Raw genomic sequence first — 24930 nt, forward strand, 5'->3', positions numbered from 1 at the left:
CGAATTTTCGGTTAACCACGACAGCGGAGGATAGATTTATGAACGTTTCTCGGAGAGATTTTCTTGCAGGCAGTGCGGCGGCGGCTACCGCTTTGACGACGCTGCGCCCTGCTTTTGCCGCCTCTAACTTTGTGATTGGCACCTTTGGCGGCCTTTACTCAGAAATTTTGGATGCCAGTGTTATTCCGGCGTTTGAGTCGGCCAATGATGTCACGGTCCAGAAGGAACTGGGTTGGGGTTCCAAGTTTATCCCGAAGATCATAGCGTCGAAGGCCAATCCGCCGTTCGATCTGATCTACGTCAACGAAGACGAGGCGATTTTCGGTGAGACGGCGGGCCTTTGGGAACCGATGGACACCGGCGCTACACCCAATATCGCTAATGTCTATGATATCTGTAAGCCACCGGCCGTCCCGCAGTACACCAGTACGGTCTACGAGTTTACCTGCGCCTACAACCCCGAGAAGATGGACGCACCGAAGTCCTGGGCCGATCTATGGCAAGATGGGATCACGGTCGGTGTGCCGCATATTTCTTCGACCTACGGCATGATCTTCCTGCAGATTGCAGCGGAGTTGAATGGCGGTAGTGTCGAGAATCTCGACCCGGGCTTCCAAGCGCTCAAAGACCTGCCCAACATGAAGATCTACAAAGGCGTCACCGACGGTTTCGGCAAGTTCCAGCAAGGTGAGATGGATGCCGCTCTCTTCTATCGTCATCGGATCCAGCTTCTGATGGACGACGGTGTCAGCGTCGCCTTCACCACGCCTTCAGAGGGCACCTACGGCATGCGTACCGGTGTGCAGATTCCGAAGAACACCAGCAACAAGGCCGCAGCGCTCGATTGGGCGAACCGGGTCATGGGCGCTGAGTATCAGGATGCCTTCGTATCCAATCTGTACAGCCCGTCCAACACGACGGTCACCATGGATGCGGATCTTGCGGCCAAGCATGTTTATGGCGCCGACAAGGTCAACAGCCTGCGCTTTGCGGATTGGTCCGTCTTGAACCCGCGCAAGTCGGAGCTGCTTGAGCAGTGGAACAAGGCCTTCACGGGCTGAACGGGTCTGAGAATAGAGTTGGAGTAGACGCGATGGTGCGAGAGCCGACTACCGTTGATGGGACTACGGAGGGAGGACAGACTTCTTCCGAAGCTCCAAGCCTGGAGGCCGCCGCGCGTGGGCGGACCCTTTGGCGACGGTTCTTCCAGCTTTCGCCCATCGCGATGCTCTACATTCTGGGGCTGGTGCTTCCTTACCTTTATCTCTTGCGTATGAGCTTCAACAAGTACGACGCGATGTTTGTGTTTCGCGAAGCCTTCGCGTTGGACAATTACGCAAAACTGCTATCCGACACCTTTTATCTGCAGATTGTCGGCGAGACCATTTGGCTGGGCCTGGCTGTGACTTTCTTCACCTTGATTGTGGGATACCCCATCGCCTGGCAGATCGCCCGCTGCGGCCCGCGTATGAAGAGCTTTCTGCTGGCCGCGGTTTTATCGCCTTTGCTGATCAACTTGGTCGTTCGCACTTACGGCTGGCTGGCCCTATTGGGAGATAACGGCATTATCAACGGCTGGCTTTTGGACTGGGGGTTGGTTGGAACGCCACTGCCCCTTAGTAACAACTTTTGGACCGTCGTTGTGGGCTTGGGCCATGTCACTCTGCCGTTCATGGTGCTTTCACTCGTCAGTGTCATGGAAAGCTTGTCGTCGCAAGTAATCGAGGCCGCCGAGAGCCTGGGCGCTTCGGTATTGCGTATCTTCACCGATGTTGTCTGGCCTTTGACCTGGGCGGGTGTCGGCGCCGGCTCAATCCTGGTGTTTTGCTTTTCGATTAGCGCGTTCGTCACCCCTGCGCTATTGGGTGGCGGTCACGTTTCGACGGTCAGCACGCTGATCTACGAGCAGTTTACTTTTTCCGTGAACTGGCCGCTCGGCTCGGCCCTCGTCTTCGTTCTGTTGGCCATGAACATGATCGTTATACTGCTTCATGCGCGCCTTTTCCGGCAGGAGGTGTGACATGATCGGACGCACCGCCCTTGCCCTTTGGACAACTTGCACGCTGATTTTCCTGCTAGGCCCGCTGGTTATCATCGTAGCCGGTTCTTTTACCGAGGCACCGCACATCACATTCCCGCCGGAGGGCTTTACCCTTCAGTGGTACGAAAAACTTATGGGGCGCGAAGACTTCCTTCGATCTTTTGTGGATTCCCTGGTTCTTGCCGTTGCAGCGACGGTGGCGGCGACATTGCTGGGAACCATAGCGGCCATCGCCATGGCGCGGGAGAATTTTGTCGGACGCGAGTTCTTCAGGGCGTTCCTGATGTCGCCCCTGATCCTACCGACGGTGGTTACCGGCGTGGCGCTGTTTCAGTTCATCAGGTTGCTTGAAATTCCCTCGAACATGCTTGGTCTGGTGATCGGTCATACGCTGATCACCTTGCCCTATGTCATTCGGACCGTCGGGGCGGCGATCGTCGGGTTGGATACGTCGTTGGCGGAAGCGGCGGAGAGCCTGGGTGCGAAGCCGCTTCGCGTTCTCTTCCAGGTCGTGATGCCGGCCATTGCTCCAGCAATTTTGGTCAGTATCATATTTGCTTTCATCGTTTCGTTCGATCAGGTGACGATCTCCATCTTCCTCACCGGGCCGGACGTGACCACCCTGCCGATCCGTATCTTCACCTACATAGAATTCGCAATTGATCCGATGATCGCGGCCGTTTCGACGCTGCTCATTATCTTTGCTTACTTGCTGGTGGTCGGCTTGGAACGGGCCTTTGGGCTTGATCGGGTATTTGGACAGAAAGGATAAGGCGTCGTGGAAAGCGCTGAGAAGATCGCCAGGGATTATTTGGCCGCCGTCGAGGCGCGGGATTTGCCTCGGGCAAAGGCATTCCTCGCCGAGGACATGGTTATGCTGTTCCCGGGCGGCAAGCGCCCGCCGTCACTCGAGCAACTGGTGACCAATTCGAAAGGCCGCTATCAGCGGATCGGCAAGACCATCGAGGGTGTCGATCTTTGCCCTGCGGGCGATGCTACAATCGCCTACTGCTATGGAACGCTCCATGGGGTCTGGCCGGACGGAGAAGCGTTCGACGGCATTCGGTTTATTGATCGTTTCGAGATACGCGACGGCAAAATCCAGTCACAGTGGGTTTGGAACGATTCCGGAGAACATCGTTTGGCGCGCGGAGGGCGAAACTGAATGAAACTCGACCTGTTCCTCAAGAACGGCCTGTTGGTTTTCCCAGGCGAAGGGGCGCTACCAGGCGGCTTGGGAATCCGAGACGGCAAGATCGTGCTGACGGCGGCGCTTGGCGAGGAATTCGATGCTGCCCGCAGTATCGATTGCCAGGGGCAATGGATCATGCCCGGCATCATCGATCCCCATGTTCATTTTGGCTTTGGCGATCCGGAGAATGATTTCCGCACGGAATCACGCTCGGCGGCGCTGGGCGGGGTCACGTCGGTTATTTCTTTTTATCGCACCAAGGATTTTCGTGAGGGCTTCGATGCGGAGCGCACGCGCGCCGAATCGCAGAGCGTGATCGATTTCTCGTATCACCTCGGGCTGACCAATGACCTGCACGTCAAAACATTGGCGGAATGTTATGAACGCTTCGGTGTCAGCTCCTACAAAATGTACATGATGTACAAGGGGCAGGCGGGGCTCGCGAAGGGATTCACGGACATCGACGATGGCTTGCTTTTCGCCGCAATGCGCGAAACGGCGGCTTTGCCCGGGGCCATCCTGGGCGTTCACTGCGAGAACGTCGAAGTGATTCCCTATCTGCGCGACCCGCTGCGTGCCGAGGGTCGAGACGACCTGGTGGCTTGGGATGAGCAAAGCCCGGATTTCCTGGAAGCCGAGAATGTGCACAGGGTCTGCTACTTCGCCCGCAAGACGGGCTGTGCCGTCAACATTGTCCATTTGAGCTCCAAGGAAGCGCTGGATGAGGTCAGACGTCACCGCTATGCCGGTGGACCGCCGATGTACGTCGAGACCTGCCCCCACTACCTTTTCACCGACAAGCACGACCCGGCGGGTGTGTTGGCAAAGGCCAATCCGCCACTCCGAAGTCAGGACGATGTCGATGCGCTCTGGGAGGGTATTCTCGATGGTACCGTAACGACCGTTGGAACCGATCACGTGCCGCGCAAGCGTGCGACCAAGGAAAAGTCCGTTTGGTCGGCGTCGAACGGCCTTCCGGGCGTGGCGACCTTCCTGCCGATCCTCATGGAGGCCGGCTACCATCAGCGGCAGGTGCCGCCGGAGGTGTTGGCTATGGTGGCCAGTCGAACGGCCGCACGTACCTACAATATGCACGGCAAGGGCACGCTGACGCCCGGCGCGGACGCCGATATCGTCGTCGTCGATCCTGATCTGGAACGGGTCGTCGATCCCGCGAATCTGCTGTCCTATTCCGACTATTCGCCATTCGAGGGGCGCAGTTTGCGCGGTTGGCCGACCATGACTTTCTCGCGTGGGCGCCTGCTTGCCGAGAACGGAAAATTGACGGACGCGGCGATTGACGGCACCGGCCACTACCTGCCGCGCCTGCCCAAGCACCAACGCTAGGAGACTATCTGTGAGCGAAAGAATCTGGGACCGGTTTTTGACTGAGAAAGACAAGCGTATCTATCAGCTTGCGGGATACGGAAAGCGCGGTGGATTCGGCAAACGCCCGGCGCTCTTCATCATCGATGTGCAGTACAATTTCTGCGGCGACGCTCCGGGTCAGTCGCAGGAAGACGGCGTCAAGCAGTACCGCACCCACTGTGGTGAAGCTGGATGGAAGGCGGTTCCGCATATCGAGCGCCTCATGAAAATCGCGCGCGCGAAAAATCTGCCGATCTTCTATACCCAGAGCGAACGGCGTCCGGACATGATCGACAGCGGCGTTCAGGTCGGCAAAAACCATCGCGGCGCGGAGAAAACAAGCGTCGCGGGTACGCATGCCACACAGACGGTGGAGCCGCTGGCACCACGGCCCGAGGACATTTTGATCGGAAAACGCAAACCTTCGGCTTTCTTCGGTACGCTCTTCATGAGCCACCTGAATTTTCTGGACGTGGATACCTTGATCCTGACGGGCTGTACGACTTCCGGATGCCTGCGGGCGACGACGGTGGATGCCTACTCATTCAACTTTAAAGCCATCATCCCCGAGGAAACGGCCTTCGATCGCTTCGAATCGAGCCATGCGATGAACCTCTTTGATCTTAACTGCAAGTATGCGGATGTGATTCCAACGGACGAGGTCGCCGCGTATCTGGAAGCTTTGCCCGTGCGGGAAAGTAATCCCGGCGCAGGATGAGGCGTTGCCATGAGTGGTCGGTCATCATCTAGCGATCCGCAGGCGACGCCGTTATTCATCCTGACGGGATTCTTGGGAAGCGGTAAGACGACGTTACTCGCGCGCTGGCTGCGGGCTCCGGCCTTCGCCGATACGGCGGTTATCGTCAACGAGTTTGGCGAGGTCGGTCTCGATCACCTGCTGGTCACCGAAGGCGAGGAGGACGATGTAGTTCTTCTCGATTCAGGGTGTCTATGCTGTACCCTCAATAGCAGCCTCGCGGAAACTCTAACCGACCTTTTCCATCGCCGCGCGCGCGGTGAGATTCCAGGCTTCTCCAGGGTTGTCGTCGAGACCACGGGCATCGCCGATCCGGCGCCCTTGATGCATACGCTGATGACCGACCGCCTGCTGGCGGCCCGCTTTCACCTGGCCGGTGTGATCGCCTGCGTGGATGGCTTGTTCTTTCTGGATCAGAAAGACGGTTTTGAGGAGGTTCGCAAGCAGGTTGCGCTCGCCGATCGCTTGATCGTTACGAAGGCCGATGCCGTGCCCGCCGAACGAATTACGCAAATCCAGGGCCTCTTAAAGGAAATGAACCCGGGCGCCGGGGTTTTGGTGAGCTCCGCCGGAGATCTGGATCCGGTTGACGCGCTGGATCAGATCGAGCCAAGCAGCGCTTTGGCCTGGCAAGCGTCTCATGAGGGCCTTCATCACGTACATTCAGGCCATGAGGAATCGGACTTTGAGACCTTGTTCGTTCCTGTTGAGCAGGCCGTCGACTGGCCGGGGTACGCAGCCTTGGTGGAAGCTTTCCAGAGCCGATACGGGGCGGATTTGCTTCGCGTCAAGGGCTTACTGAAGTTCGCGGGCGAGGCGCAGCCAATGGTTATTCAGGGAGTGCAGCACGTCTTCGCACTTCCCGAGGCGACCAAGCATGCCTCCAGCGGCGCTCGTTTGGGGCTCGTTCTGATTGGTAGGGGACTGGTGAAACAGAAAATCGAGAAACTGATCGATAAGTGCCTGGGGGGAGGCAAACCCGATGCGGCTGAATGACAAGCGAGCCATCGTGACTGGAGCAGCCGGCGATATCGGTAAGGCGATCATGGCGGCGTTCCTGCGCGAAGGCGCTCAGGTCATAGGTATGGATCACGATCGCCAGGGACTCACCGAAGCTGTCGCGGAAGTATCGGTGATCGCACCTGAGCGAGCCGGACCTCCCATAGTGTGCGATATCAGCCGCGCTTCGGATGTGCAGAGCGCGGTTGCGGCCGCAGCCCAAGCGATGGGCGGCGTCGACTTGTTGGTCAACAACGCGGCGGCAGTAACGGCCCAAGCAACCGTTGTCGATATCACGTTAGAGGACTGGGATCGTGCGCTGGCCGTCAATCTGACCGGCGCCATGTTGTTGAGCCGCGAGGCCATCCCTCACATGCGTAAAGCAGGCGGTGGAGTCATCATCAATGTCGCGTCCCAATTGGGCCAAAGGGCCCGGCCGGGCCGTGCCGCCTACGGCGCAACGAAGGCGGCGTTGATCCACCTCAGCCGCATCATGGCGCTTGATCATGCCGCAGAAGGCATTCGGGTCAACAGCCTGTCGCCTGGCGCGATCATGACCAGCCGCGTAGAGCGGCGGTACGGGGGGCGCGAAGCTGCGGAGAAGGCGCTCGCCCCCGCGCACCCTCTTGGCCGTCTGGGGACTGCTGATGAGATTGCCGCTGCAGCGCTATATCTGGCCAGCGAGGAGAGTGCGTTCATGACGGGAGCCGATCTGCGCCTGGATGGCGGGTTCGCCGCGTGATCAAGAAACCAAGAATACGGTGAAAGGGTGAGAAGAATATGACGAAGAAGCTGAGCGAAGCGCAGGTCAGTCAGTACAGGGAAGAGGGATTTGTGGCGCCGGTTGACGCCTTCACGGGCGCGCAGGCCGCCGGATACCGGGCTCGCCTGGAGGCGCTGGAGGCAAAGCTTGGCGGCCGCATCACCGGCAACCTGATGTTCAAACCGCACCTGTATCAGACCTGGATCGATGAGATCGTGCACTCGTCCGAAGTGCTGGACCCTGTCGAGGACGTTATCGGCCCGGATATCCTATTGGTTCAACTAACGATCTGGATCAAAGAGGCGAATACTGATGCCTTTATCTCATGGCATCAGGACGCTACTTATTTCGGTCTTGACCCATTGGAGCATGTAACGGCCTGGGTGGCTTTGTCCGAAGCCTCCGAAGAGAGCGGTTGTGTAGAGGTCCTGCCCGGCTCACACAAACGTGGACAGGCGCGCCACAAGGTCGAGTTTCAACCCGGGAACATGCTGAAGACCGGACAAACCATCGACATTTCCGACTACGAAGGTACACCCACCCTGATGCCGCTAAGGCCAGGGCAGTTATCGCTGCATCATACGCAGCTGCTGCACAACAGCCGCCCGAACCGATCCACAGATCGCCGCATCGGGTTGGGTATCAGCTACATCCCCGCCCACGTTCGTTCGACGAGCGGTGTGCCGCTCTCCGCCACGCTCGTTCGGGGCGAGGACCGCTATGGCTATTTCCAACACGACGCCCGCCCGCAGGTTGATTGCGGCGAACTGGAGATGCGCCGCCATGCGGAGGCGATGGCACGCTGGAACGAAGGTCGAAAGGTTATAACCGAGCGGCTCTCCAAGTCCGCTACCGGATAAAATCGAAGACAGCAGTTTCAGCCGGTCCGCGAACTACATGTCATGAATAGGCTAAGAACTTTTCATTCGAGATCATTATAGAAGAAGTGGACTTATGATAATTCTGTGACTAACTCCGGCTGAAATTATCGTTTTGTCACAACATCTCGCCCGGAACGACCGATAGAGTTTCTGAAATCCCTTGGGCTGTTGAGTAGCCGGCGGATAGCCATAGGTTATTCTCTAAAGCAGCCGAGGGTCGAACAGAGTTTCAATAATCACCGGGGAAGAGATCATGAATTATCGTTTCAAGAGTCTTGCCTTCCTGTCGCCGTTCATTCTGGCGGCTTGCGCGGCATCCGGCCCGGAGCGGATCGGCGCGGAAAATCCAACCGTCAGTTACTCCTATCACTATGGCGATGAGGAGGAGACAAGGCAGGAAGCGGCCAAATACTGCTATGAGAACTATAATCGGGCAGCGCGTCTTGTTGAGGACGTCAGGCGCGACAACGGCGGCGTTATGACGTTTGACTGTGTGATTCCCTAATCTTCAGCATGAAATCCTCTGGGCAAGGAGACCTTCAATGTTAAGGTGGGCTGCTATCTTTCTTTTACTCGCGATCGTTTCGGCTGCCCTCGGTTTCGGCGGGATCGCAGCGGTGGCGGTCGATCTGGCGCGGGTTCTCTTTTTCATCTTCATCGTGCTTTTTGCCATGATGATGGCCTTCCACTTGATGCGTGACCGAGGACCCCTTCCCTAGGGCCGGTTCTTGAAGGCAGACCAACAAGCAACCCTTGAAAGGAATTTGCGATGAAATCCATAGAGTCGGCGATGAGACCCATCGCCATGATTTTTGGCATACTGTTACTGGGCATGGCTCTTGCCGCTTGCGAAGAAGAAGGTCCCGCCGAACAGCTTGGCTCCAAGATTGACCAGGCAGTTGAAGAAGCCGGCGACAAGGTCAAGGAAGCGGCCGACGAATTGGAGCAAAAAACCGACTGATTTAATTCGCCTTTGGACGGCGCCACAAAGCGTGACCATCGCGGAGAAATCCGCGGAATAGTGAAACATTTCAGGGTTTTCACCCACAGCGCCATCGATTATTGCGCGAACCTACCCTATATATCTTTGGGAGCGGTGCAGGGGTCCCCTGAAAGACCGTTGTACTTTTCCCAGAGGTTGGAATGGCTCCGAGCGCCCGTCTTCAAGCTATCAGTACTGCCGTTCCTCCTGAGCGTCTTGCCCAATCAGCGGTGAAATCGCATATCCACAAGCTCTTTCGGGAGCAAGGTTATGACGTGACGCCGCTGCTGCCGGCCTTCGATAACGCGGGCATCGAAACGCGCTATTCGGCTATGCCGATGGAGTGGTACGCACAACCGAGGAGTTGGCCCGAGCGCACGGCAATCTATCAAGACGCAGCGCTGGCACTGTTGGAAGACGCCGCAATCCGTTGTTTGCGTTCGGCAGACCTGGAACCGGCGGATATCGATAGCCTGCTGTTGGTCAGCAGCACCGGAATCGCCACCCCATCGTTGGAATCGCTACTGATGGACCGGCTCGCCTTTCGCGAGGATGTCGAGCGCCTGCCGGTCTTTGGGCTGGGCTGTGCTGGCGGTGTGATCGGATTGGGACAGGCAGCCCGTCTGGCCGAGGCGCGACCGGGTAGCCGGATACTGCTTCTGGTTGTTGAGCTTTGCAGCCTCAACTTTCGTGCGCAAGACCTCAGCAAGTCCAATGTGATTGCCAGCGCGCTGTTCGGTGACGGTGCGGCGGCGGTGCTTGTGTCGACCGATGCCCGAAAGCGAGGGCCGATCCTGGGTGCCAGTGCGCAACACCGCTGGCCCGGATCAAAGGGTATTATGGGCTGGCGCGTTGAGGACGACGGCTTGGGGGTTATTTTCTCCCGTGATATTCCGCAACTTGTCCGCCGCGATTTGGGGCCGCTTGTGAGAAGGTTCCTGAAGCACCAGAACATGACCGTCGCTTCGCTTGCTCATTCTGCCTGCCATCCGGGCGGCGCAAAGGTTGTTGCCGCATTGGAGGAAGTGTTGCAGCGACCATTACCGCACGAACGGCAGATCCTGCGCGCTTACGGCAATATGTCGGCGCCGACGGCGCTGTTTGTTCTGGAACGGGTGTTGAGCGAAGTAAGGCGCCTAGAAGGCCCCTTACTCTCGACAGCGCTGGGACCGGGGTTCAGTGCGGCCTTGCAGCTTGTTCTGCCCGGAGGGGCGGAATGAACCTGGACGCGCTCGGTTTCGGTTGGGCACAGTTCGTCGTTTTGCTGGTCGCGGCGCAACGCCTGGGCGAACTCGTGATCGCCCGGCGGAATACGCAGGCCCTTTTGGCGGCAGGTGCGCGCGAAGTTGGCGCGGCGCACTATCCGCTTTTCATTTTGCTGCATGGTTCCTGGCTGCTGACGTTGTTTTTGGTGGTGCCGTCGGGACAACCGGCTGACTGGCTGTTCCTGGGTCCGTTCGTATTCTTGCAGATCGCGCGGGTTTGGGTGGTCACGAGCCTTGGGCGCTTTTGGACGACGCGCATCATTACTTTGGACGCAGCGCCCTTGGTCAAGCGCGGCCCCTATCGAGTTTTGCGCCATCCCAACTACGTGATCGTCGCAGGAGAAATTCTCTTGCTCCCATTGGCCTTTGGCGCACTGTGGGTCGCGATTCTGTTTTCGCTTCTGAACGCTTGTTTGCTGATATGGCGGATCAGGTTGGAGGAGCAAGCCCTGGCCGGTCGCCGCGAGCAGCCTTAGCTCTCGGATTCCTGTTCTTTACCTCCCGAGGACCCTAGGTGCCACCGCTCTCTGCCTCCACGGCTGTAGTAAAGGTGCGATAGCGCTGAAACAACGGCATCGTCGTGTTTCAGATCCGAATCCTCGCGCACCATTCTCAGGGCGTCTTCCAGCGAGAATCCTTCGCGATAAACGCGCCTGCTGGCGAGGGCTACAAAGTGATGGGCTATAGCAGCGACTTTGGTTGCCATGAGTAATTCATCATCCGCCAGGTCAACCGGACGCTTCTCGGCTCCAAGCCGGTCGGCCAGTTGGCGGAGCGTTTTATAGACAACGCTTGGCAAGCCCGCGTTGTCCACCAGTTCGACACCCTGGCGAATGGCGCGGCGCATGAACTGCAGCTCCTCCGCAGTCAAGGCGGACTTCTTGGTGAGCAGGTCTCTGGGTATTGCGATCTTACCGAGGTCAATGAGCAGTGCCGCTTGATTGGCAGCGCGCACTTCTTCCGACGGCAATCCCATCTCTTCCGCGAGTTCCTCGGCAAGTCGGGAGGCTTGCGCGGACTGCTCCGCGGCAAAGGGGTCGCGTTGATTGATTATCCGGACCAGTGCCCGGACCATGCGTGTTTCCGCCTCCGCCAGGGCCTCGCGGGAGCGCAGAGGTTCTGTAATATCCTGCAGGACGAGGATCGTGGCCGGCTCCGGCTCTTCCGACGCCGCGCTCGTGTCGTTGTCGGCGGTATGATCATGCGGCCCGACTGGGACAATGATCGCGCGAATCACTCGCTGCGCACTTGCCTCCTCGTCGCCAGACATTTCGTGGCGTACGGTAGTTCCTTCGGCATGGGCCTTTTCGATCTGGGCGTTAAGCTCGGCACCGACGGCAGGGCCAAGGATAGCGGCAAGTGTCTTTCGCTTCATTTCATCGGCAGAAACGCCAACCCGCAGTGCCAGGCTTTCGTTCGCGTAAAGCAGCAAGCCCTTCCTGTCGAGCGCGAGCAGTTCATCGGTTATGGCATCGCTGACGCCTTGCAACAGTGTCCGGGCGCGGCGCTCGTCATCGAGCGTGCGCGCCATGCGATCCGAAAGCGCTTCCGCCTTGGCCGATGCACCATGGCGCCAGAATAGGAGGATTAGTAGCGTGGCGACCAGGATGCCGCCGAAGAACAGAGTTGCCAGCGTATCAAGTCTGGCTTCCGATGCCGCCAGCGCTGCGTCGCGCCGAATCGAGGCGGCCGTCATCCAAGGCAAGAGCTCGACCTTCGCGGAAGATATGAGAAGGGCGTCACCGCTCAAGGTCTCCGTCTCCAGGAAAACGCCTGGTTGCGTCGCGGCCTTGGCCAGGAAGAACTTTTGGTTTTCGAGTGAAAAACTGTCCCCTTCTGACAAGCCGGTATCGGTGTCTGCTCGGGTCGACAGCAGTAATCGGCCGTTGCTCCCGTTTAACGTGATCAGATGCAAGACACCCGCTTTGCTGCCGGGCGCGGTCAGGCTTCCCGGGTTGATCAACTCCAGAGCCGCTGCCCGGGAAAGCGACCTCAGCATGACAATCATGCCGATCTCGTCCGCAGGCGAGGGATCCGCCTGGAAACGATAGACGGGACTGGCGAGCAGGACCCGCAGAACGCCGTCGGGAGCCGGATCCAGCGCAACGACCAGAGTGCCGCCAGCTTCGCGTGCAGCCAGTAAAGTCTCTGCCTTCTGGTCGAGCGTCGGCATGCCAGCGGTTGCGGCCACCAGACGTTGGCCGTTGGCGATCAACGCCACACCCTCAGGTGCGAACTGTGGGATGTTGGCCGGGACCCGGCGCTCGGAATCCGAAATCCGCAAACCGGCGTTCAAAGAAACGGCCTGAAGAAGATTCCGAACATACGCGACCTCCTCGGCGGCCAACCCGCCGCCGTCGCTGCCCGCCTCAGCCATCAAGGTGAGCTGCAACCGAATCGTATCGTTGGCTGCAAGTCGGTCGGCTAGGGCACTTTGATCACGCAACCACCGGTCGGACGATTCCGCGCTTTGCTGCGCCCACCAGTCCAAACGCAGCTGCCACTGGCCAAGTTCGCGTTCACGCTCGCCGCGTACGAAGCCAAGCACGGCAAGAAAGGCGGCGATGCCAACAACCGCCAAACCGACGACGGCTATTATGCCTGTACGATTTCGCTTGGCGGGACTCAGTAACGATGCAGCCATGTCATCTCACTATTGAATGAGTAATAGGGCACGTAGTGCAGGACGCGATCCATCTGCAAGGGTGTGCGCGTTTGATTGTCTAGGACCCAGGATGTGTCTTCCGAATCAACGATAAGCACCGCATGTCCTATGTCCAAATTGGTGTCGTGCACGACGGCGATGCGCATGGCCTCCTCCGGCCAACCCAGCTCTCGGAGCATCAGGAATTTGGCAATCGCATAGTCTTCGCAATCACCACTGACCATCTTGAACTCCTTGGGCGTCTCCCAGTAGTCGGAAACACCCCAATTGGTGATGTCCAAGATGTAGGGCTGTTCATTGAACTGCCGATTCACGAACTGCATCTGGGTCCGGCGATCAAGAATGTTAATCGCCTGATCGCGGATATCCTGCCAATCCGAAAGGCGGCAGGGCGGCACCGCCGCGTTCCCCTCTCCATTACATTCCGGCAGTTCCGCATCCGCTTCGACTGTTAGCTTTAGTACACGAACCCATTTGCTCAACAAGCTGACGCCCTTGATGCTTCGCTCCTTGGCGCCGAATACCGGCTCCATGTTGGCCATTGCCATGGTTGAGGTGGCGCAAAATATTGCGGCCGCGAACAGTGCTGCGCCTCTCAGTCTTCGTTTGCTGCTTCCAGTCATGCTGCTTCCTGCGCCGAATCGCCCACGGTCCTGGGTATTAGTATGTAACAGAAAGCACGATGTTGCAGTAGATGAAGTGAAGCGGCGTGACCATCAACGGCTGTAGCTGACTTCCACTCTCCGATCGTCTTCATTGTCGCTCAGCAGGCCAAAAACGCTAGAACTACCAAAGGCTTCACCGCGGCTGCGGGTTTCGATGGTTCGTTCGGGGACGCCGAACTCAATGAGTATTTTCTTGACCGCGACGGCGCGTTCGCGGGCCAAGCGCTCGTTCGTCGCTTTATCGCCTTGTTTGTCGGCCTGACCGACCACACAGACAAGGGTTCGGTGCTTGGCGGTGTCAGCGAACTTTTCAAGCTTTGCGCGGCCTTCGGCGGATACCTTGGTGCTGCCGACATCGAAGGTCAGCACCTGTATCCCATATTCGGCACCCGGGCAATCGGCCGCTTGCGCCGTTGCCGAAAGGATGGTGCCTGCGGCCAACAGGACGGTTGCAAGAATCTTTCGCATCGTTCCCTCCCACTCTTATTGCTCTCGAAAAGTTTATCACTGGAATTCCGGGAAATTCCAGTCGCTGTCGGCAACGGCCGGATTATCGGACAAGGCAATGTTTGACGCTCTTGTTGGACCAGCGATATAACGGCGGGATCGCCTATCCCAGCCATAATAAGAAAAAAGCGGGCGTTTCAATGAAAACACTATTCCTGCACATCGGCCTGCACAAGACCGGCACGACAACCGTGCAGCAGACGTTTCAGGCAGCAAGTCACCTGTTTCGCCGACACGGGCTGGACTTCATTCCAATAGGCAGGCACATCGGCGGCGCACAGCACAATCTGGCTTGGGAAATCGCCGGCTTGCCCGGATTCGACGCGGCGCTTGGCACCTGGGACGATGCGGTGGCCTACATGGAGGCAAGCCAGCATCGTTACTTTTTGATCAGCGCAGAAGATCTATCGGGCATCTCTCCGGCGGCCATTTCACAACTCAAAACAAAGCTTGAGCGATTTGATGTGCGCGTTATCGCGACATTGCGCAATCAGGTCGACTATCTGGAATCGCTTTACAACGAAACCGGCAAGATGTTTTGCCGGGAAGATCGTCCGGCCTTTATCGAACGGGCGTTGGGAACCATGGAATCGATACTCGATTTCAATCTGCTCCACGCCAACTGGTCAAACGCATTTGGTGCTGCGAACCTGCGATTCCTGGTGTTTGAGAACCTGAAGGGCGATTTGTTCGGAAACTTCTGCGAAGCGTCAGGGATTGCGGCCGTTATAGACATCCCGGACTATCGAAAATCGAGCATGAACCTTTCCACCAGCGCAGCGTTTCTGGAGGCTAATCGACTGTTTTCCAATGCTGCCGAACCGTGGACCTCTATGGAGACCTACAACGAAGAGCTCGTCGACGTACTGAATACCGCAGCTCTTGAGTTGGGTTGGGTAAAAGGGAGGGATCCTTTCTTTACTTTGGCGGAAAGGCGCCTTGTTCATAGCCGCTTCCTCGCGGTCAATCGGGTTTTTTCCGAACAGGTTACACCGCTTTCCGAGGATTACTTTGCCCAGCCCGAGTCAGGTGCGAACCCAACCGGTGTGACGGCGGCGGAGATTGCGCAACTGGCCATGCGCGCGCTCATTGTTCAGCGTCAAGAACTGGCGCGTGATCAAGCAGCCTTCCATCGCGCCGCCCGCCGATTTGAGGAGGCTGAAGCAATTGCCGAGAAGGCTTTGAAACTGGAGCCGGAACGGCCACTGCTTTATCAGAGCCTTTCGGCGGTCCTGGTCAATCAGGGCAGGCTAGAGGAGGCCGAGGCCCACGCCCGGCGGATCGTGGAGTTGGCCCCTGAAAGCGCCCAATCATACCGCAGCCTCGGTTACGTGCTGAAGACCCGGGAGAAATGGTCTGAAGCGGAGAATGCGTTGCGCCGAGCCATCAAGATGGATGGCTCGCTCAACATCCTGCCCTATCTCTGGCTGAGCGAGGTCCGACAGGCTGTGGGCGATGCTGAGGAAGCTTTGGCGTTGCTGAACGAAGCCGTGGAGATCGTGCCGAACGATCCGGCCGTGCTCCTGCGGAAAGCCGACTTGCAGGAATCGTTGTGTCGCTTCAAGAAGGCGGAGGAAAGCTTTCGTCAGGCGACTGCCGGCCAATTGAACCCAGAGCGGGCGCACTATTCTTTTTCGTTATTCCTTGAACGCCGGAAGCGCTTTCGGGCAGCGCTAAAGGAAGCCAAAGCAGCCTGCTTGCTACGGCCTGATAGCAAGGCCTACAACGCATTGAGAGTGCGGTTGCAGGAGAAGGTGAAACAGCTTTCGCAAACCAAGCGATCACAGGGGCCAGACCAGCAGGATCATAGGAACCGCAACGCCGACAACTAGGATCTCGAGCGGCAGCCCTAGCCGCCAGTAATCACCGAAGCGATAGCCGCCGGGGCCTAGGATTAGTGCATTGTTCTGGTGCCCGATCGGCGTCAGGAATGCACAGGATGCCCCCACGGCCACAGCCATCAGGAAAGCATCGGGGTTGACGGCCATACGGTCGGCCAGGATGAGCGAGATCGGCGCCATGATCACGGCGGTCGCCGCGTTATTGAGAACATCGGAAACGGTCATCGTGACGACCAAAATCAACGTGAGGACTGCCGCAGCGGGCCAGCCTTGCGTCATCCATTGAATGCCGTCGACGATGGTATCGGTGGCGCCGGTTGTCTGAAGCGCCGAACCGACGGGAATTAGCGCGCCCAAGAGGACGATCACCGGCCAATCGATGGCTGCATAAACCTGACGCAAGGGAAGCAGGCCGCCAAAAACCAACACCGCGATGGCCCCGCCGAAGGTGACGGCGGCAGGCAGAACACCTGTGCTGGCTATAGCGATGGCGGCCGCGAAACAGCCGACGATCCACCAAGCTCCGTCACGTAATCCGTAACTTAGGCCGCGCTCTGCAAGCGGCAGCAGGCCGAGGGTTTTCAAACCCTCGGCCAAGTGATCCCGTTCGCCGTGGAGCAGCAATATGTCACCGGCCTGCAGCCGCAGATCGCGCAAGCGACCGTGATAGGGCTTACCCTGCCTCGCCAATCCAATGGCCACGAGATTATGGCGCGCCGACAGTCGCAATTGCCCAAGGCTGCGCCCGACCACAGGGCAATCCGGCGGAACGGCGGCTTCGAGGATTTCGCCTTCGCCGCTGCGCAATAGCTCTTCAGCCTTGCCGCGGTCCTCTGCGAGCTTGAAGCCCGTGGCCTTCACAAACTTTTCTATCTCGCTGGCAGCCGCCTCGATCAGCAGCAAGTCGCCGATCTGCAGCACTTCCCGTCGTTGCAGGCGCGGCAGGCGGCGTCCTTGCCGTAACAGGCCCACGACCTCGGCGTCCACGTCCTTGGTCAGTTCGGTGAGTTCGGTGATGGTGCCGTCGACGGCTTTGCTGCCCTCCACGACCTGGACTTCGGTCACGTAGTCGCCGAGATCGAACAATTGCTCGGCGCTGCCATTCTGGCGCGCTGGCACAAGCCGCCACCCGACGACTGCCAGGAAAACCAGGCCGACAAGGGCCACCGCTCCCCCCACTGGCGTATAGTCGAACATCTGGAAGCTTTCGCCCAGAACATCTGCGCGGATGCTGGCGACGATAATGTTCGGCGGCGTACCGATCAGAGTTACGAGCCCGCCCAGGATACAGCCAAAGGACAACGGCATCAGCAAGAGCGATCCGGGCCGTTTTGCCTTGAGAGCGCTTTGCAGCGCAACGGGCATCAGCAATCCCAGTGCACCGACGTTGTTCATGAATCCGGACAGCAGTGCGCCGCTGCCCGCTAAGCCGGCAACGTGGGTAGAGGTGTGTCCGGTGAGCGGCGAGATGGCGCGGGTCAAGGGATCAATAGCGCCGGATTCCGCCAACGCACGGCTGAGTATCAGCACCAACGCCACGGTGATGGTCGCCGGGTGTCCAAACCCCATGAAGGCCTCCGTCGCCGGGACCAAACCCAGGACGACAGTGATTATCAAAGTGGCAAAGGCCAGGAGATCATAGCGGAATCGGCCCCAGGCAAGCAGCGCGAAAAAGCCGATAACGATCGCCAGAATCGCGACTTGGTCGTAAGATGTGGGAAGAGAAAGCATTATAGGATTGTGCCCTGCCGTGGTGGCTGACAACAAGGCCAATCACGCCCCCGTGACGAAGCTTGATTCGAAGCTCAGACGGCGTCGCTCATATTGTATCCGTTCACGTAATACGCCGGAACAGCGCGATGCAACAGCGGCTCCGGCAAGCAAGTATGAAAGGCGAGGTTAGAGTATGAGGAAATCCCCCCTTCTTTTACCCGTTTACGCGGCAGCTCTGCTGTTCGGCGGGTCGTTGGTCGCTCAGGCGCAAGAGCAGGCGACCGTCATCGAGCTTACACAGGTTGCCTGTCAGTTTGTTGAGTCGGAAAATGGCGTCGATCACAATTTCACGACGACGAAGAAGGCCGATTGCGAGGCGATCAACTCGGAATCCGGGCAAACGCGCCTTGATGCGGCGCAAGTACTCAAGCTGAAGCCCGGCAAGTACGTCTTCCGGGTGACCAACAAAGATGTGCCTTATGGGTTGGGTTTCTGGTTGCGTGGTGATGGGTTGGTGAGCCGAGCGACGCTGCCCAGCGTTTCCGGTGGCGGTTTGAACACGGGCGTCACCAAGGATTACGAGATCACCTTGACGGAAGGTGAGTATCTGTACTCTTGCCCTTTGAACACGACACCGGACTACCGTTTGGTCGTCAGCGCCGACAGCTAGGTCGCCTGAAGCCGGGTGAGCCGCGACCGTTGTTGGGGGGGGCGGCTCACTCGATCATTTTGCGCAGCTCGGTTTTTAGAACTTTGCCGTAGTTGTTCTTCGGCAAACCTTCCACGAATCTGTACTTCTTCGGTCGCTTGAAGCGCGCTATTTCGGCCAGACACAACGCGTCCAAGCCAGTTTCGTTTACCGCTGCATCCGGGCGGGCTACGACGAAGGCCACGACTTCCTCGCCCCATTCGGCATGTGGCATGCCGACGACGGAGCATTCGAGGACGGCGGGGTGCCGGAGGAGGACCTCTTCCACTTCACGCGGATAGATGTTGCTGCCCCCGGATATGATCACGTCCTTCGAACGGTCCATGAGTGTCAGGTATCCCTCGTCGTCCAGGGCACCGACATCACCTGTATGCAGCCAGCCGTCCCGCAAAGTCATGAGGCTTGCTTCCGGGTTCTGCCAGTAGCCCGGCATGACGGAAGGTCCGCGGGCTAGAACTTCGCCGACTTCATCCTTGGGGAGAGGATTGCCCTCCTCATCGGCAATTCTGACTTCAACCGCACTTTGCGCCTGCCCGACGGAAGCCAAACGCTTTTCGTAACGTGGATTGTTGGTATCGAGGTGATCACCGCGTCCCAGCGCCGTGATCGTCATCGGACTCTCGCCTTGGCCGTAAATCTGCACAAAGGCGGGGCCGAAGCGGGCCATGGCCGCCTTCAGGTCGGCGACGTACATCGGCCCGCCGCCGTAAACGACGGTCTTGAGGTTGCGGCTGTCTACATCCCAATTGGCGGCGGCCTGTTCCAAGCGCTTTACCATCGTGGGCGCCGCAAAAAAGCAAAGGTTCGGCGTTTGGGGTAGCAGCTTGAAAATTTCCTCGGGGTCGAACTGGCCACTTTCCGGGATGACCTGGCAACCGCCTGCGGCGACGATCGGTATGTTGTAGAGGCCGGAACCGTGGGACATCGGCGCTGCCTGCAACCAATGGTCCTCGCTTGTCGCCGCATCAACGTCGGCGAAGTAGCACAAAGTCATGGCGAGGAGGTTTTGATGGGTAAGGATTGCGCCCTTGGGGCGTCCCGTCGTGCCGCTGGTATAGAATAGCCAAGCCATTTCGTTGGCTTCAACCGGGACGCAATCGAGAGGTTCGTTTTCCAGGAGGCGGCTGTAGTCGGCGCTATCAACGTCGATAACCTCTCGTAGGTTCGGCAGCTCGCTGGATAGTGTGGACAGGTCGCTCGCCAAGTCCTTCGTTGCGAAGCAAAGCTTTGCGCCGCTGTGCTCCAGCATGTAGCGAAACTCGTTACGATGGAGTTTGGCGTTCATTGGCACGGCGGCCAAACCGGCAATCCATGCGCCGTAGAGAACTTCAAGATAGGTGGGGGTATTCTTCATTGCGATGGCGACGCGGTCGCCGCGCTGCAAGCCGAATTGCTGAACCATCGACGCTGCGATCCTGCGTGTCCGAGACGCAAGATCACGATAATCAGCGAAGATCGTGGAGCCGACCTTGATTGCAGCGGAATTCGGCCTGCGTTGGGCGCTGCGGATAAGAAGGTTAGCAAGGTTCATGTCCAGGCTCCGGGTGAGAAGTTCATGTGAATTCTGCACGTAGTTAAAGGTTAAAGGCTAATTCCTGAAGGATTTTGCTGCTATAGGGCGGCAAGGGCGTTATCGTATGTAACAGCCTTTCTTCGTTCGAATAGTTTTTCCTTGGCTTCGCGCGCAAGCTTGATTTTTCGCGCCGCTTAGCCGCAGATCATTGGACGGCCAGCATGTCTCCTGTGTTACGCCCCGGAAATCGCTCTATCTCAGCCACGCGCGCGCTTTCTCTGTCGCTATTGCTTATCATAGGCGCGGTTTCTTCGGGCAAGGCCCAGGATATTGAATTCTTCAGGATTGGCACGGGTTCGACTAGCGGTACTTACTTCCCTATCGGTGGTCTTATTGCCGCGGCCATGTCCAATCCTCCGGGCAGTCGCACTTGTGGCGAGGGCGGAAGCTGTGGCGTCAGCGGTTTGATTGCCGTGGCGCAGTCGACGAACGGCTCTGTCGCTAACGTCAAGGCGATTCAAAAAGGCGAGATCGAGTCGGGATTCTCGCAATCAGATGTCGCCTATTGGGCCTACAACGCCCAGCAGGAGTTCGCCGAGTCAGGTCCGGCCGCCAAGCTGCGGGCAATCGCCAACCTTTATCCGGAGTCCCTACATCTTGTGGTCAGCGAAAGCGCGGCCGTCTTCACGCCGAGCCAGCTAAAAGGTAAACGGATATCCCTGGACCGGGAAGGTTCGGGAACCAGAGTTGACACCTTGCTGGTGTTGGAGGCCTACGGTTTGAAGGAAAGCGACATGGAGGCCCTGGCTCTGCCGCCGGGGGTTGCAGCGGATCGTCTTGCCTTGGGCGAAATCGACGGTTTCTTCCTGGTTGCCGGCACGCCCGCCGAAGCGGTGACGCAGCTTGCGGCGACCTCTAGAATCGGATTGGTGCCGATTACCGGCGAGCCTGCTGAAAAACTGTTGAAGGCCTATCCCTTCTTTTCACAGGATTTCATTTCGCCGGGAACCTATCCGAATGTCGGCGCGGTGGAAACCATCAGTGTCGGCGCCCAGTGGCTGGTCAGTTCAGACGTAAGCGATGATCTCGTTTATCAACTCACGAAAGCGCTCTGGCATGAGAACACCAAAAGGCTGCTAGGCGGCGGGCATCCGAAAGGTGCCCTGATTCGGATCGAAACGGCGCTTGCCGGGTTGTCGGTTCCTTTGCATGCAGGCGCCGAACGTTACTATCGCGAGATTGGCGTTCTCGACGATGCGCTGATGGAAAACCTGCCGAAAGTACTGCCGCCGCAAGAAAGCGGATCGCAAGACGGCGAACCCAAACCGGCAGGCGTGATTCCAAAGGAAAAGCCTGAGGGCTAACAGCGCTTGCGGCAGGGCGCTGTTCTCAAGGCTCGGCGATGACCCATTTCTCTTGCTTGGCCAAACGGTACCACTCGGCAAAGGGCGGATAGTCTGTGATTGTATCGCAGTAGGCTTCGCTGGCTTTCGGCAGGTCTATGTCGTAGGTCAGAAAACGGCTTACAAGTGGTGCATGAAAGGCATCTGCGATACTGAATTCACCCATCAGGAAAGGCCCTCGGGACGCGTATTGGGCACGTGCGCCTTCCCACAGCTCCACAATTCGCGCGATATCCCGTTTGGTCGCCGCTCGCATGGCGGGGCGCTCTCTGCGTGCCCGCATATCCATCGGCAGTTCCTCCCGCAAGTCGGCAAAGCCGCTGTGCATTTCCGCAGCAAGGCAGCGGGCAATAGCGCGGGCTTCGGCGTCCTGCGGCCAAAGCTTGGCCTCCGGAAAGGTGTCCGCCAGGTATTCGCTGATCGCCAGCGAATCCCAGATTGTCAGGTCGCCATGCTGTAAAACCGGCACGCGAAGAGATGGCGACCATTGCCGCAGCTTCTCGGCGGTATCCGGGCGATCCAGGGGAATCACGACTTCCTCGAAGTCGACACCGGTCGCCTCCAGCGCCAGCCAGGCGCGTAGTGACCAAGAAGAGTAGTTTCTATTGCCAATTATCAAGCACCAGTTCGCCATAGTCCTCGTTCCGTCTTATTGCGATTGCCTTGCACGGGGAACCTGACAAAATGTGAGCGCCCCTTCGGGCTGCAATCAAGGCATTTTATAATCCGAGTTCCTGGAGCGATATATGGTTGGCAATCTGAGCGCAGATGGCGGAGCCGAGGCGGTTCCTGTCTTTTGCCTTTACAAGGCGCAGTTTGACGAATGGCTGGGGACCCAGCCTCCGGGCGTGCGAACTTGGTTGCAGGCAACGGGGTTTGATGCCGCCGCCGGGCAACTGGCTCTCGTCCCCGGCGAGCGGGGAACGGTAGCTTGTGTGGTCTACGGCCAGAATTTGAACGATCTCTTATGGAGCTACGCAGCTCTTGCGGCCAAGCTTCCGGCCGGACTTTATCGTCTGCAGGGGAATATGGATGAAGCTGAAGCCGACCGCGCCAGCCTAGGTTGGGGCTTGGCTTCCTATCGGTTCGACCGTTATCGCTCAGGCAAACCCAAAGACGAGGCCAAGCCTGCGCAGTTGGTCTGGCCGACCAATGCCAGGCGCGCAAGGGTCGAGGCGTTGTTGGAAGGCATCTTCCTGACCCGGGATCTGATCAACACGCCGGCCAATGACATGGGACCCGCAGAACTTGCAGCGGCTGCGCAGGACCTTGCTGTGAAACACGAGGCCACCGTCGCCGTTATCGAGGGTGAGGATTTGCTGGCTAGAGGCTATCCGGCCATCCACGCGGTGGGCAAGGGCAGTGCGCGGGCCCCGCGCTTGATCGATCTTACCTGGGGCAGCACCGGTCCGCTTATCACACTGGTTGGCAAGGGCGTTTGTTTCGACAGCGGAGGACTTGATCTGAAGCCTTCCAGCGGCATGCTGTTGATGAAGAAGGACATGGGTGGGGCTGCCCATGCCCTGGGCCTTGCCAGTTTCATCATGGCGCAAGGCTTGCCTTTGCGTTTGCGCGTGCTGATACCCGCGGTCGAGAATTCGGTTTCCGGCACCTCCTACAGGCCGCTTGATGTGATCGGAACGCGCAAGGGCCTGACGATTGAGGTCGGCAATACCGATGCGGAGGGGCGGATCGTGTTGGCCGATGCCCTGGCAGAGGCTTGCCGGGATAAACCCGATGCGATTTTTGATTTCGCAACCTTGACCGGTGCCGCCCGTGTCGCATTGGGTCCGGAATTGCCTGCGTTGTTCAGCAACGACGACAAACTTGCCAGCGCGATTCTGGAGGCATCCGAGGCGGAAGGCGATCCCTTGTGGCGCTTGCCGTTGCATCGCGCTTACCGGTCGCAGCTCGACGGCAAGGTCGCTGATCTGAACAACATCTCAAGCGAACCCTATGCGGGCGCCATCATTGCCGGCCTGTTCCTGGAGTGCTTCGTGGAGGAGGGAATCCCCTGGGCGCATGTCGATTTGATGGCCTGGAACAGTCGAGCGCGACCGGGGCGTCCTCAAGGCGCAGAGGCGATGGGGTTGCGCGCGGCGGCGAGGTGCATTGAAAAGCTGGTCAGCGCGTAGAAAGACCCTGAATCGACCCCTTTACAGCATTCTTTGGAAAGAATGGGTCGGTCTGGTGGTCTTGCCAAGGCAGAAGAGACTGTTACTCTCTTTGACTGCTTGAAGCCTTTTGGGGGTGGCAAATGTTCAAGAATATCCTGTGCGCGGTAGATGGGTCCGACCATTCCCTGAGAGCGGCTAAGGCCGCGGCCGAGCTGGCGGCGCAGTTCAATGCGAAGCTAACGATCTTGGCGGTCACCAAGCAGATCAAGCTCAGCACCGAGATTCGCCGCTATATGGAGATGGAACATCTCTCCGGTGAGCCTCAGTACGTGCTTGACGACTATACCGAACAGGTAATCGAGGGCGCGTTGGAGGCAGCCGACCATGACGGCGTTTCCAACATAAAGACGGTGGTTAAGGAAGGCCCGCCCGCGCGCACCATCGTCAAGTACGCCGATCGCCATGACATCGATACCATCGTGTTGGGAAGCCGTGGCCTCGGTGATATCGAAAGCGCCTTGCTCGGCAGTGTTTCGCACAAGGTCGCGTCGCTTTCAAAGTGTACCGTCGTTACGGTTCGCTAGAGGGCTTCCCACCGATACCATCAATCGGGTTTAGTACCCCCGCTTTAGGTCGACGGTGTGACTTGGCGCATCGCCTTTCTTGATACGTGCGATATTGTCGAGCACCGCCAGTACGGCGGTTTCCGGGTTTGTCATGGAGGCAACATGCGGGGTTAGAATGACCTTCGGATGATCCCAAAAGGGACTTTCGGCCGGCAGCGGCTCCTGCCTGAAAACATCGAGCACAGCGCCGCCGATCTGGCCGCTGTCCAGGGCCTCTAGCAGCGCATCTTCATCGACCTGACGCCCACGTCCGACAGACACCAACAGCGCACCCTTTGGAAGCTGGGCCAGGGTTTCGCGGTTCAGAATGCTTTCGGTCTCCGGTGTCAGGGGTAACAGGCAAACAAGCAGGTCGCTACGGCTCAAGAAGGCCTTCAACTCGGTCTCTCCGGCGAAGGAGTCGACGCCGGGAATCTCCTTCCGGGTGCGGCTCCACCCGGCGACCGGAAAGCCGAAAGTCGATAGAACGCGCGCCGATTCCTGACCCAGGGTACCCAGGCCCAAAATTCCGACCCGGCGCTGCCCGGTGGGAATCTGGTTTATTTCCTCCCAATGGTGGGCCGTTTGCTGCGATCGGTACTCCAGCATGAAGCGGTGCAACATCAAGCTCGCCATGACGACGAACTCGGTCATTCCGGCGGTCAATCCTGGTTCGACCATGCGAACAATGGGGATGCCCTCGGGCAATTCTCCAGCCGCCATCAAGTGGTCAATTCCAGCGCCGACAGAAAAAATAGCCTTGAGGTTGGGCAGGCGGCTGAGCACACCCTCCGGTGGCGCCCAAACCAGCACATATTCGATATCATCGGGATTCCCGATCTCAGGCCATTGGCGCAGTTCAAGCTCGGGCGCGTGCTTGGCGAAGGCCTGCGCCCAGGCCGTCCCCCGGTCAATATCGGTCTTGAAGAGTAACGCCATGGTGC

At 58.4% G+C, this 24930-nt stretch carries 26 protein-coding genes; 19 read left to right on the forward strand and 7 right to left on the reverse strand.

Translation table 11 applies throughout. The features are described 5' to 3' along the window. The first annotated feature begins 38 nt into the window (after positions 1-38). From ABIE63_RS10435 to ABIE63_RS10500, 14 genes are all read left to right on the forward strand, one after another. On the forward strand, positions 39-1061 hold the full coding sequence (locus tag ABIE63_RS10435) for an extracellular solute-binding protein (RefSeq protein WP_354504418.1): 1023 nt from the start codon (positions 39-41) through the stop codon (positions 1059-1061). A 32-nt stretch (positions 1062-1093) separates the two neighbouring features. Next, positions 1094-2020: an ABC transporter permease gene (locus ABIE63_RS10440; RefSeq protein ID WP_183416936.1), complete on the forward strand. Its 927-nt coding sequence runs from the start codon at positions 1094-1096 to the stop codon at positions 2018-2020. A gap of 1 nt (position 2021) precedes the next feature. Then, on the forward strand, positions 2022-2813 hold the full coding sequence (locus ABIE63_RS10445; RefSeq protein WP_354504419.1) for an ABC transporter permease: 792 nt from the start codon (positions 2022-2024) through the stop codon (positions 2811-2813). A gap of 6 nt (positions 2814-2819) precedes the next feature. Further along, a complete protein-coding gene (locus tag ABIE63_RS10450) occupies positions 2820-3206 on the forward strand; it encodes a nuclear transport factor 2 family protein (protein ID WP_183416934.1) in 387 nt (128 codons plus the stop codon). Continuing rightward, entirely contained in the window at positions 3207-4580 is a 1374-nt protein-coding gene (locus tag ABIE63_RS10455; protein WP_354504420.1) for an amidohydrolase family protein, read from the forward strand. A gap of 10 nt (positions 4581-4590) precedes the next feature. After that, complete coding sequence (locus tag ABIE63_RS10460) at positions 4591-5319, forward strand: isochorismatase family protein (protein WP_354504421.1); 729 nt, start codon at positions 4591-4593, stop codon at positions 5317-5319. 9 nt (positions 5320-5328) lie between these two features. After that, a complete protein-coding gene (locus tag ABIE63_RS10465; protein ID WP_354504423.1) occupies positions 5329-6354 on the forward strand; it encodes a GTP-binding protein in 1026 nt (341 codons plus the stop codon). Beyond that, on the forward strand, positions 6341-7099 hold the full coding sequence (locus tag ABIE63_RS10470) for a glucose 1-dehydrogenase (RefSeq protein WP_354504425.1): 759 nt from the start codon (positions 6341-6343) through the stop codon (positions 7097-7099). Before ABIE63_RS10465 ends, ABIE63_RS10470 begins: the two co-directional genes overlap by 14 nt. Before the next feature lie 38 nt (positions 7100-7137). Next, positions 7138-7980: a phytanoyl-CoA dioxygenase family protein gene (locus ABIE63_RS10475; RefSeq protein WP_354504427.1), complete on the forward strand. Its 843-nt coding sequence runs from the start codon at positions 7138-7140 to the stop codon at positions 7978-7980. A gap of 274 nt (positions 7981-8254) precedes the next feature. After that, the gene (locus tag ABIE63_RS10480; protein WP_183416928.1) at positions 8255-8506 is read left to right on the forward strand and encodes a hypothetical protein; all 252 of its coding nucleotides are present in this window, start codon (positions 8255-8257) and stop codon (positions 8504-8506) included. Positions 8507-8543: 37 nt separating this feature from the next. Then, on the forward strand, positions 8544-8720 hold the full coding sequence (locus ABIE63_RS10485; protein ID WP_183416927.1) for a DUF1328 domain-containing protein: 177 nt from the start codon (positions 8544-8546) through the stop codon (positions 8718-8720). Between the two features lie 50 nt (positions 8721-8770). Then, positions 8771-8962, forward strand: coding sequence for a hypothetical protein (locus tag ABIE63_RS10490; RefSeq protein WP_354504428.1), 192 nt, complete (start codon positions 8771-8773; stop codon positions 8960-8962). A gap of 182 nt (positions 8963-9144) precedes the next feature. Further along, a complete protein-coding gene (locus tag ABIE63_RS10495) occupies positions 9145-10203 on the forward strand; it encodes a type III polyketide synthase (protein ID WP_354504429.1) in 1059 nt (352 codons plus the stop codon). Next, a complete protein-coding gene (locus tag ABIE63_RS10500) occupies positions 10200-10724 on the forward strand; it encodes an isoprenylcysteine carboxylmethyltransferase family protein (RefSeq protein WP_354504430.1) in 525 nt (174 codons plus the stop codon). The genes ABIE63_RS10495 and ABIE63_RS10500 overlap by 4 nt, the downstream gene beginning before the upstream one ends. Here ABIE63_RS10500 and ABIE63_RS10505 read toward each other — a convergent pair. The 3 genes from ABIE63_RS10505 to ABIE63_RS10515 form a co-directional block, all read right to left on the reverse strand. After that, complete coding sequence (locus ABIE63_RS10505) at positions 10721-12892, reverse strand: HD domain-containing phosphohydrolase (protein ID WP_354504431.1); 2172 nt, start codon at positions 12890-12892, stop codon at positions 10721-10723. The genes ABIE63_RS10500 and ABIE63_RS10505 overlap by 4 nt on opposite strands. Beyond that, positions 12874-13536, reverse strand: a complete 663-nt coding sequence (locus ABIE63_RS10510) for a transglutaminase-like cysteine peptidase (RefSeq protein ID WP_354504432.1) — start codon at positions 13534-13536, stop codon at positions 12874-12876. Before ABIE63_RS10510 ends, ABIE63_RS10505 begins: the two co-directional genes overlap by 19 nt. A 93-nt stretch (positions 13537-13629) precedes the next feature. Next, positions 13630-14046, reverse strand: coding sequence for an OmpA family protein (locus ABIE63_RS10515; protein WP_354504433.1), 417 nt, complete (start codon positions 14044-14046; stop codon positions 13630-13632). A gap of 179 nt (positions 14047-14225) precedes the next feature. On the opposite strand from ABIE63_RS10515, the gene ABIE63_RS10520 reads away from it, so the two are divergent. Next, positions 14226-15917, forward strand: coding sequence for a tetratricopeptide repeat protein (locus ABIE63_RS10520; protein ID WP_354504434.1), 1692 nt, complete (start codon positions 14226-14228; stop codon positions 15915-15917). Here ABIE63_RS10520 and ABIE63_RS10525 read toward each other — a convergent pair. Beyond that, positions 15867-17657 (reverse strand): SLC13 family permease, encoded by a 1791-nt coding sequence (locus tag ABIE63_RS10525; RefSeq protein WP_354504435.1) that lies wholly within the window; start codon positions 17655-17657, stop codon positions 15867-15869. The genes ABIE63_RS10520 and ABIE63_RS10525 overlap by 51 nt on opposite strands. A gap of 175 nt (positions 17658-17832) precedes the next feature. On the opposite strand from ABIE63_RS10525, the gene ABIE63_RS10530 reads away from it, so the two are divergent. Further along, complete coding sequence (locus ABIE63_RS10530; protein ID WP_183416919.1) at positions 17833-18309, forward strand: hypothetical protein; 477 nt, start codon at positions 17833-17835, stop codon at positions 18307-18309. A gap of 46 nt (positions 18310-18355) precedes the next feature. Here the strand turns inward: ABIE63_RS10530 and ABIE63_RS10535 are convergent, their stop codons facing one another. After that, a complete protein-coding gene (locus ABIE63_RS10535) occupies positions 18356-19879 on the reverse strand; it encodes an AMP-binding protein (RefSeq protein ID WP_354504437.1) in 1524 nt (507 codons plus the stop codon). A 203-nt stretch (positions 19880-20082) separates the two neighbouring features. Here ABIE63_RS10535 and ABIE63_RS10540 point away from each other — a divergent pair, with 203 nt between their 5' ends. After that, complete coding sequence (locus ABIE63_RS10540; protein WP_354504438.1) at positions 20083-21225, forward strand: TAXI family TRAP transporter solute-binding subunit; 1143 nt, start codon at positions 20083-20085, stop codon at positions 21223-21225. A gap of 25 nt (positions 21226-21250) precedes the next feature. Here ABIE63_RS10540 and ABIE63_RS10545 read toward each other — a convergent pair whose 3' ends face one another. Further along, positions 21251-21898: a glutathione S-transferase family protein gene (locus ABIE63_RS10545; protein WP_354504439.1), complete on the reverse strand. Its 648-nt coding sequence runs from the start codon at positions 21896-21898 to the stop codon at positions 21251-21253. Between the two features lie 112 nt (positions 21899-22010). On the opposite strand from ABIE63_RS10545, the gene ABIE63_RS10550 reads away from it, so the two are divergent. Further along, entirely contained in the window at positions 22011-23399 is a 1389-nt protein-coding gene (locus ABIE63_RS10550; RefSeq protein ID WP_354504440.1) for a leucyl aminopeptidase family protein, read from the forward strand. A 122-nt stretch (positions 23400-23521) separates the two neighbouring features. Continuing rightward, on the forward strand, positions 23522-23965 hold the full coding sequence (locus tag ABIE63_RS10555; RefSeq protein WP_183416914.1) for a universal stress protein: 444 nt from the start codon (positions 23522-23524) through the stop codon (positions 23963-23965). Positions 23966-23995: 30 nt separating this feature from the next. Here ABIE63_RS10555 and ABIE63_RS10560 read toward each other — a convergent pair whose 3' ends face one another. Then, positions 23996-24925: a glyoxylate/hydroxypyruvate reductase A gene (locus ABIE63_RS10560; protein ID WP_354504442.1), complete on the reverse strand. Its 930-nt coding sequence runs from the start codon at positions 24923-24925 to the stop codon at positions 23996-23998. Between the last annotated feature and the right edge of the window lie 5 nt (positions 24926-24930).

It is taken from the genome of Limibacillus sp. MBR-115 (assembly GCF_040549425.1).
Taxonomy (GTDB): domain Bacteria; phylum Pseudomonadota; class Alphaproteobacteria; order Kiloniellales; family CECT-8803; genus Limibacillus; species Limibacillus halophilus.

Coding starts and splice junctions, on each gene's coding strand:
- ABIE63_RS10490 (WP_354504428.1), top strand. CDS start 8,771: ATGAAATCCATAGAGTCGGCGATGAGACCCATCGCCATGATTTTTGGC.
- ABIE63_RS10495 (WP_354504429.1), top strand. CDS start 9,145: ATGGCTCCGAGCGCCCGTCTTCAAGCTATCAGTACTGCCGTTCCTCCT.
- ABIE63_RS10550 (WP_354504440.1), top strand. CDS start 22,011: ATGGTTGGCAATCTGAGCGCAGATGGCGGAGCCGAGGCGGTTCCTGTC.
- ABIE63_RS10555 (WP_183416914.1), top strand. CDS start 23,522: ATGTTCAAGAATATCCTGTGCGCGGTAGATGGGTCCGACCATTCCCTG.
- ABIE63_RS10465 (WP_354504423.1), top strand. CDS start 5,329: ATGAGTGGTCGGTCATCATCTAGCGATCCGCAGGCGACGCCGTTATTC.
- ABIE63_RS10520 (WP_354504434.1), top strand. CDS start 14,226: ATGAAAACACTATTCCTGCACATCGGCCTGCACAAGACCGGCACGACA.
- ABIE63_RS10540 (WP_354504438.1), top strand. CDS start 20,083: ATGTCTCCTGTGTTACGCCCCGGAAATCGCTCTATCTCAGCCACGCGC.
- ABIE63_RS10545 (WP_354504439.1), bottom strand. CDS start 21,898: ATGGCGAACTGGTGCTTGATAATTGGCAATAGAAACTACTCTTCTTGG.
- ABIE63_RS10525 (WP_354504435.1), bottom strand. CDS start 17,657: ATGCTTTCTCTTCCCACATCTTACGACCAAGTCGCGATTCTGGCGATC.
- ABIE63_RS10560 (WP_354504442.1), bottom strand. CDS start 24,925: ATGGCGTTACTCTTCAAGACCGATATTGACCGGGGGACGGCCTGGGCG.
- ABIE63_RS10455 (WP_354504420.1), top strand. CDS start 3,207: ATGAAACTCGACCTGTTCCTCAAGAACGGCCTGTTGGTTTTCCCAGGC.
- ABIE63_RS10485 (WP_183416927.1), top strand. CDS start 8,544: ATGTTAAGGTGGGCTGCTATCTTTCTTTTACTCGCGATCGTTTCGGCT.
- ABIE63_RS10500 (WP_354504430.1), top strand. CDS start 10,200: ATGAACCTGGACGCGCTCGGTTTCGGTTGGGCACAGTTCGTCGTTTTG.
- ABIE63_RS10470 (WP_354504425.1), top strand. CDS start 6,341: ATGCGGCTGAATGACAAGCGAGCCATCGTGACTGGAGCAGCCGGCGAT.
- ABIE63_RS10480 (WP_183416928.1), top strand. CDS start 8,255: ATGAATTATCGTTTCAAGAGTCTTGCCTTCCTGTCGCCGTTCATTCTG.
- ABIE63_RS10515 (WP_354504433.1), bottom strand. CDS start 14,046: ATGCGAAAGATTCTTGCAACCGTCCTGTTGGCCGCAGGCACCATCCTT.
- ABIE63_RS10505 (WP_354504431.1), bottom strand. CDS start 12,892: ATGGCTGCATCGTTACTGAGTCCCGCCAAGCGAAATCGTACAGGCATA.
- ABIE63_RS10475 (WP_354504427.1), top strand. CDS start 7,138: ATGACGAAGAAGCTGAGCGAAGCGCAGGTCAGTCAGTACAGGGAAGAG.
- ABIE63_RS10440 (WP_183416936.1), top strand. CDS start 1,094: ATGGTGCGAGAGCCGACTACCGTTGATGGGACTACGGAGGGAGGACAG.
- ABIE63_RS10535 (WP_354504437.1), bottom strand. CDS start 19,879: ATGAACCTTGCTAACCTTCTTATCCGCAGCGCCCAACGCAGGCCGAAT.
- ABIE63_RS10445 (WP_354504419.1), top strand. CDS start 2,022: ATGATCGGACGCACCGCCCTTGCCCTTTGGACAACTTGCACGCTGATT.
- ABIE63_RS10510 (WP_354504432.1), bottom strand. CDS start 13,536: ATGACTGGAAGCAGCAAACGAAGACTGAGAGGCGCAGCACTGTTCGCG.
- ABIE63_RS10435 (WP_354504418.1), top strand. CDS start 39: ATGAACGTTTCTCGGAGAGATTTTCTTGCAGGCAGTGCGGCGGCGGCT.
- ABIE63_RS10530 (WP_183416919.1), top strand. CDS start 17,833: ATGAGGAAATCCCCCCTTCTTTTACCCGTTTACGCGGCAGCTCTGCTG.